At 63.3% G+C, this 7,185-nt stretch carries 5 protein-coding genes; 3 read left to right on the top strand and 2 right to left on the bottom strand.

The genetic code is table 11. The features are described 5' to 3' along the window. A partial coding sequence (locus tag SH809_10330) for a chorismate-binding protein (protein ID MDZ4700091.1) occupies positions 1–1,303 on the bottom strand: 1,303 nt, incomplete at its 3' end. 483 nt (positions 1,304–1,786) lie between these two features. On the opposite strand from SH809_10330, the gene SH809_10325 reads away from it, so the two are divergent. The 3 genes from SH809_10325 (at position 1,787) to tkt (ending at position 5,735) form a co-directional block, all read left to right on the top strand. Further along, on the top strand, positions 1,787–2,149 hold the full coding sequence (locus SH809_10325) for a hypothetical protein (GenBank protein ID MDZ4700090.1): 363 nt from the start codon (positions 1,787–1,789) through the stop codon (positions 2,147–2,149). A 136-nt stretch (positions 2,150–2,285) separates the two neighbouring features. Beyond that, positions 2,286–3,566 carry a vitamin K epoxide reductase family protein gene (locus tag SH809_10320; protein MDZ4700089.1) on the top strand — a complete coding sequence of 427 codons (1,281 nt, stop codon included), beginning with the start codon at positions 2,286–2,288 and terminating at the stop codon, positions 3,564–3,566. Positions 3,567–3,707: 141 nt separating this feature from the next. Continuing rightward, complete coding sequence (gene tkt, locus SH809_10315; protein ID MDZ4700088.1) at positions 3,708–5,735, top strand: transketolase; 2,028 nt, start codon at positions 3,708–3,710, stop codon at positions 5,733–5,735. Positions 5,736–5,934: 199 nt separating this feature from the next. Here the strand turns inward: tkt and SH809_10310 are convergent, their stop codons facing one another. Further along, entirely contained in the window at positions 5,935–7,041 is a 1,107-nt protein-coding gene (locus tag SH809_10310; GenBank protein ID MDZ4700087.1) for an acyl-CoA desaturase, read from the bottom strand. Between the last annotated feature and the right edge of the window lie 144 nt (positions 7,042–7,185).

The following is a 7,185-nucleotide window of genomic DNA, read 5'->3' as shown; positions in this document are numbered from 1 at the left end:
CGGCGCCGGCGTAGACGCCGCGTTTCAGGGGTTCGAGTTCGTCGATGATCTCCATCGCTCGCACCTTGGGGGCGCCGCTGACGGTGCCGGCGGGGAAGCAGGCGGCGAGCACATCGATCGGCGTCATGCCCGGGCGGACACGCCCTGCGACGGACGATACGATGTGCATCACGTGCGAATACCGTTCGATGTAGGCGTAGCGATCCACCTCGACGGTTTGGAAGGAGCAGACGCGTCCGAGGTCGTTGCGCCCGAGATCCACCAGCATCAGGTGTTCGGCCCGTTCCTTCGGGTCGGCGAGGAGCTCTTTTTCCAGTATGAGGTCCTCGGCATGCGTTTTCCCGCGGGGGCGGGTGCCGGCGATGGGGAGCACCTCCGCCCTGTCCTGCTCGACCCGCACGAGCACCTCTGGCGAGGAGCCGACGAGTTTGAAAGGACCGAAATCCAGGTAGAACAGGTAGGGGGAGGGATTGATCTGGCGCAGCGCGCGGTAGAGGTTGAAGGCATCTCCTTCGGCCTGGAGCGTAAATCGTTGGGAGAGAACGACCTGGAAGATGTCGCCTTCGTAGATGTAGCGTTTGGCGCGTTCGACGGCGGCCTCGAACGCCGGCCGTTCGGTGGCTGAGCGCAGGGCGCCGCTTTTGAGCCGGATGGGGGTCGGCGGCGTGAAGGCGCCGTGGCGGAGCGTTTGCGCGAGCGCCTCGATGCGCCCGCCGGCCTCGTCGAACGCGGCCTGGAGGTTGGTTTCGGGTTCGATGAAGGCCGCGGCCATGATCACCATCTGGTGTTTGACATGGTCAAACGCGACGACGGTATCGTAGAAACACCAGACGGCGTCGGGCAGCCCGAGGTCGTCTTCGCCGGTGGCCGGCAGCTTTTCGATGAGGCGGACCGTGTCGTACCCCATGTAACCGACGGCCGCTCCACCCGTGAGGCGTGGAAAACCCGGGACCTTGATCTCCTTGTATTGTCCGAGGAGGTGGTTCAGGGCGTGGTAGATGTGGCCGGCGGGCGGCGGCGTGAGCCGGTGACCATCGCGTAGGGCCTGGTAGGAGACCTCGGCGCCGCGGGCCGTCAGGAGGGCAAACGGGTCGATCCCAAGGAACGAGTAGCGCGCGAGCTTTTCGCCGCCCTCGACGCTTTCGAATAGGAACGCGTAGGCGTCGCGGGTGCGGAGGGTGAGGAAGGCCGAGACCGGCGTGAGGAGGTCGGCGCTGAGCCGGCGGATGACTGGCACGATCATCCGCCCGACGCCCGCGGCGCGCTGTTCGGCGATAAGTTCGGTGAACGAGGTATAGTCCATCGGTACGTCTACTATCGGATCGCTAAAAAATAAAAAACCCGCTAACTCTATCGAGCAGCGGGCCAACGCTGGAAATATCCAAGTCGCATCGTACTACAAACCGGTACGCGTGGCCGCTGCATGCAGGCGGCGCCACCAAAGGTTGTTGCGGCGTAGTTTGATATGGATGGTGCGATTCATGGCGGGAAGATACGCGCGCCGCGCCGGAGCGCGCAACCCCCCCCGGCGAGGTTTTGTGCGATGGGGTGGGGTTAAGGTGGTTCGGGTGATGGCGATAATGCCGTTGAACGTTTACGCGTTTATCCGACGTCATCCTGAGCGTAGTCGAAGGACCTCCCGGACGATCGAGAGGCCCCCCCGCCTTCGCGGGGGCAGGCTTTCGACTGCGCTCAGGGTGACTCGATATTGTTGGTGTTTCGCTCTGATGCCCGGTTTTTCGATGACATGTACGCCGCTGACTGTTTTTAACGTAACACCAAACGTATGCGCTCCCTTCTTCGGTCTCTGGTTGTACTTTCGCTGCTGGCCGCCGGCTGCGCGCCCGGGACGTCGCTCCTGGAGGAGGAGGACATTGTCACGATCCTGCACAGTGCGGTGACGGACTACACATTGATCGTGTACCTGCGGGCCGACGGGTTGGAACGCCACGAACTACGGCGGGGCGGGGTGTGGGAGATGACGATCGAGCATCAGGGCGGCTCGCGGTATCTCCTCAAGGAACGAGGCCGGGCGCCGGAGCGGATCGAGCCGGCGACGGTGGTCGTCCTCCAGGCGCGGATTCAGGGGCTACTTTCGGGTAAATCGCCCGAGCGCACATGGCATGCCGTGCCCTCTGAAGAGGTCTGACCCGGCCGAGTCAGGCAACCATGAACCTTGTCGGCAGGATGGGCGTTAAGGGGGCATTGTTTTTATTCTCCCCACCCCATTCAACCGGTCTGGCGGGCTTCCGCCGTGTAATACCGTGTAACGGCTCGATCGCACCATGGCAAAACAAACGCGCAAGGAGAAAGAACAGGCATCGCGGTCAGCGACCCCCACTTCAGCCCCTAACTCTGGCTTTTTATCGGTCTACCGGCCGCTGATCGATCGGTTGGTATTCGGCCTCAGCGTCTTCGGAATTCTCGTGACGGTTCACCTCTGGATCCAGCAGGGTCGGGGGTTCGACCAGGGGTGTTGGGGATTTAATCCGCCCCAGGGCGGCGAGCAGCTATTTAATTGCCAGGCGGTGGTCACCAGCGGCGCCGGCTCGATCATGGGCATTTCGAACGTCTACTGGGGGATGATTTTTTACGTCGCCGTGGCGATCCTCAGTTTTTTGTTGATGCGGGCGAAGCCGGAGGGTGTGGGGACGCTGAAGCGGATTCGGGCCGGCCTCATCGGGTTCGGGTTCATCTATTCGATGTACCTCGTCAACTATCAGATCAACAGCATCGGCGAGTTGTGTGCGTTGTGCCTTACGTCGGCCGCCATCGCCACGGTATTGTTCGGGACGACGATCTACGACCTGATCACCGGGGACAAGAGCGGCGCCGGGCGGGTCTCCGCAGGCGTGATGAAAGCCGAGTCGCGCTTTTATTCGGGCGCCATCGGCGTGTTGGCGTTGTTGCTGGTGGGTGACTTCATCTACTTCAACAACCTGCCGGCGCCGCCGCCTCCGCCGCCCGCCGAGCCCGCGATTGTCGAAGCGCCTGTCTTTACCGAGCCGCCGGCGTGCCTGTACGACCCGCGCATGGCGACGTACGATAACTATCTGAATCTCATCTCGGACAACGACCCGATGCTGGGCAACCCGGCGTCCGATGTGGTCGTGATCGAATACTTCGACCCGAACTGCCCGCATTGCCAGGACCTCCACCCGCTCATGAAGCAGATGGTGGCCACCCACAGCGATAGCGTCCGGTTCTATTTCATCCCGTTCCCGATCCGTGATTACTCGATGCCGCAAATCGAGACCATGTACGCCGCGCACGAGCAGGGCAAGTTCACCGAGATGGTAGATGCCCAGATGGCGATGCGGCGGACGGCCGGGATCAACGTCGCCGAGCTGCGCGAGATCGCCGAGCGCATCGGGATGGATGTCGAGCGGATGAACGCCCAGCTGCGCGCCGGCACCTTCCGCAAGCGCATCATCGATCAGCGCGCCAAGGCGCAGGAAACCGGCATGTCGAGTGTGCCGACAGTAGTCATCAATGGCCGATTCGTGGGCTCGCGTACGCCCGGCTGCTTCGCTCAGTTCATCAGTGAGGCTGTGCCGGCGTCGTAAATCGTATCGTGAATGACTGCCCGGGCTAATTCCTCCTCATAACCGGCCGATACCCACACCGGACGCCGCGCGGCCCGCGCCGGCGCGCACCCGGTTGTCGCAGCCCGCGGCATCGACCCTGTTTAACATTCTACTATTCCAATGGACCTAACCACCCAGGAGCTCGCCGTGCAGACCACCACGCTCACTCAGGACGCCATCAACACCATTCGTTTTCTGGCGGTAGACGCCGTGCAGAAAGCCGACAGCGGCCATCCCGGACTCCCGATGGGCGCCGCGCCGATGGCATACGTGCTCTGGCAGGAGGTCCTCAAACACAACCCCGCAAACCCGAAATGGGTGGATCGCGACCGGTTTGTGCTCTCCGCCGGCCACGGGTCGATGCTCCTGTACTCGCTCCTGCACCTGACCGGGTACGACCTCCCGCTCGACGAACTCAAGCAGTTCCGCCAGCTCCACAGCAAGACCCCCGGGCACCCCGAAAACTTCCAGACCATCGGCGTCGAGACGACGACGGGTCCGCTCGGGCAGGGCGCCGCTACGGCTGTCGGCCTGGCCGTCGCCGAGCGCATGCTCGCCGCACGCTTCAACCGTCCCGGCCACACGGTGGTGGATCACTTCACCTACACGCTCGTCTCCGATGGCGACCTCATGGAGGGCGTCGCGTCCGAGGCCGCGTCGATGGCCGGACACCTGGGCCTGGGTAAACTGATCTTCCTGTACGACGACAACGACATCTCGATCGACGGCAGCACGGACATCTCGTTCACGGAGGATGTCGGCAAACGCTTCGAGGCCTACAGCTGGCACGTGCTCCACGTGGCCGATGGCAACGACACGGCGGCGATCGCCGCCGCTCTTGATGCGGCGCGCGCCGAGACCGGCCGGCCCTCTATCATCATCGTCCGCACCGTCATCGGTTTCGGCAGCCCCAACAAGCAGGGCACTTCCGGCATCCACGGCTCGCCGCTGGGGGATGAGGAAGTGCGCCTGACGAAGCGCAACCTCGGCTGGCCCGAGAACGAAACCTTCCGCGTGCCGGCGGACGTGCGCGCCCATTTCCGGCAGGCGCTCGAAAACGGCAAGCGCAGCGAGGACCGCTGGAACAAGGCCTTTGCCGCCTATCGCACGGCGTTCCCCGACCTCGCGGCCGAGTTCCTGGCCTGGCAGGCCGGCGAGCTGCCCGCCGGCTGGGAGAAGCACCTCCCGACGTTTGGCGTCGAGGAGAAATCCGCCTCCCGCGCGTCGTCCGGCAAGGTCATCAACGCCATCGCCCCGGTGATCCAGAACTTGGTGGGTGGCTCGGCGGACCTGACGCCGTCCAACAACACCGGCATCAAAGGCGCGGCCGACTTCCAGAAGGCGACGCCCGAGGGCCGGTACATCCGCTTCGGCGTCCGCGAACACGGCATGGCGGCGCTCTGCAACGGCATTGCTCTTCACGGCGGCCTCCGCCCGTACTGCGGCACCTTCCTGATCTTCAGCGACTACCTCCGGCCGGCGCTCCGCCTCAGCGCGCTCATGCGGCAGCCGGTCATCTACGTCTTCACGCACGACTCCATCGGCCAGGGCGAGGATGGCCCGACGCACCAGCCGATCGAGCACTACATGGCGTTGCGCGCGATCCCGAACCTGACGTTCCTCCGCCCGGCGGATGCAAACGAAGTGGCGGAGTCCTGGCGCATCGCGATGCTCGCGACGGACCGTCCGACCGTGCTCGCCTTCAGCCGGCAGAACCTGCCCACGCTGGACCGGACGAAGTACGCCTCGGCGGAAGGCGTGCGCAAGGGCGCGTACGTCCTCAGCGACTCGGAGGGCACGCCGGAGCTGATCCTGATGGCTACCGGCAGCGAACTCCATGTGGCGCTCGGCGCCGCGGATCGTCTGCGTTCGGAAGGCCGGCGCGTCCGCGTCGTGAGCATGCCATCGTTCGAACTGTTCGAGCAGCAGAGCGCCGAGTACCGCGCGAGCGTCTTCCCGCCGTCGGTGAAGAAGCGCCTGTCCGTCGAGGCCGGCGTGACGCTGGGCTGGGAGCGCTACGTGGGCTCGGAAGGGAAGGCGTTTGGGATCGACCGCTTCGGCGAGTCGGCCCCGGGCGGCGAACTCTTCAAGTACTTCGGGTTCACGGTGGATAACATCGCCGCCGAAGCCCGGGCGTTGCTGGGGTAAACTCGATTCGGATTAAAGAAAAAGCGCCATCCCGGACGGTCTGTCGGGGGTGGCGCTTTTTTGTTGGGGGCGGCGTCCGCGAGATTCGGGGTGGTTCATTCCCACTCCGCTGTCACCCTGCACTCGATGCGGGGTCCAGCCGAATTGCAAATCGACTGGGCCCCGGATCAAGTCCGGGGTGACAAAGCATTTTGGGGCCCTACGCCGCCACGGGCGCCGGCACCGCTTCTGGCCGGCCAAGTGCTTTGAGCATGCGCAGGTGCGACCGTAAGGCATCCATCAGCGTCGTGTGCTGGTGATAGGGGATGCCGTGTTCTTTCGCGACCTGCTCGACGATCGGGCTGATGGCCGGGTAATGGATGCTGCACACCTTCGGGAAGAGGTGGTGCTCGATCTGGAAGTTGAGCCCGCCCACATACCAGCATAGCAGCTTGTTACGCCGGCCGAAGTTGGCGGTGGTTTTCATTTCATGCACCAGCCACGCGTCTTCCATCGTGTCGCCGTTTTTGCTCGTGAAATGCTCGGGTCCCTCGACCACGTGCGCAAGCTGGAAGACGACGCCCAGGATGAAGCCGGCCGTCATGTGCATCGCCAGATACCCGATGACAAACTGCCAGAACGCGATGTCCAGCACCAGCAGGGGCACGATGATCGTGTAGGTGTAGAAGACCACCTTCATGCCGAGCAGGATGGCCACTTCCTTCGGTGGATGCTTGACGTTCTGGTACGGCCCGAGGGTCTTACGCAGGAGGTAGGTGAAGTCCTTCGCGAACACCCAGTTCAGCGTCGAAAAGCTGTAGGCCGCCAGCCCGTAGATATGCTGCCAGCGGTGGATGGGTTTGTGTTCGGACTCCGGCGACAACCGCAGCAACGGCGACACTTCCAGATCCTCGTCGATCCCCTGGATGTTGGTGTAGGTGTGGTGGATCACGTTATGGGTGATCTTCCACATGTACCCGTTGGCCCCGAGCAGGTCGAACGTCATCCCCAGGATCGTATTGACCTTCTGGTTCGACGAATAGGCCCCGTGGAGCGCGTCGCGCGAGATCGAAAACCCGATGCCGGCCATCCCGATGCCCATCAACACCGCCAGACCGAGCATTTCCCACGGACTGAACCGGTTCGTGAGGATGAGCGCGTAGGGGATAAACGTGATGGCGAACATCATCACCGTTTTCACGATCATCGCGCCGTTGGCCTTGCGAGAGAGCTGGTTTGCGTCGAAGTAGGCGTTGACACGCGACTTGATATCCGCCACAAACGACTGCGACTGCTGATTGTCGAACTTTACGGCCTTCAGTTCCACAGGCTACCCTGGTAAAGTGTCTGGGAGATGCGCTCGTGCGCATGCCTTCCGGTTGAAAGGACAACGAAGTATAGGGCCGATTCCAGGTAATTGCTACGAGGTACGGGGCGGTTTGTCTGGATTTTGCAAGGATTCGGCCCGTGG

Source organism: Rhodothermales bacterium (assembly GCA_034439735.1).
In the GTDB taxonomy this organism is placed as follows: Bacteria; Bacteroidota; Rhodothermia; order Rhodothermales; family JAHQVL01; genus JAWKNW01.
Note: the sequence above shows the minus strand (reverse complement) of the source record. Positions and strands in the feature narration are given on the sequence as shown.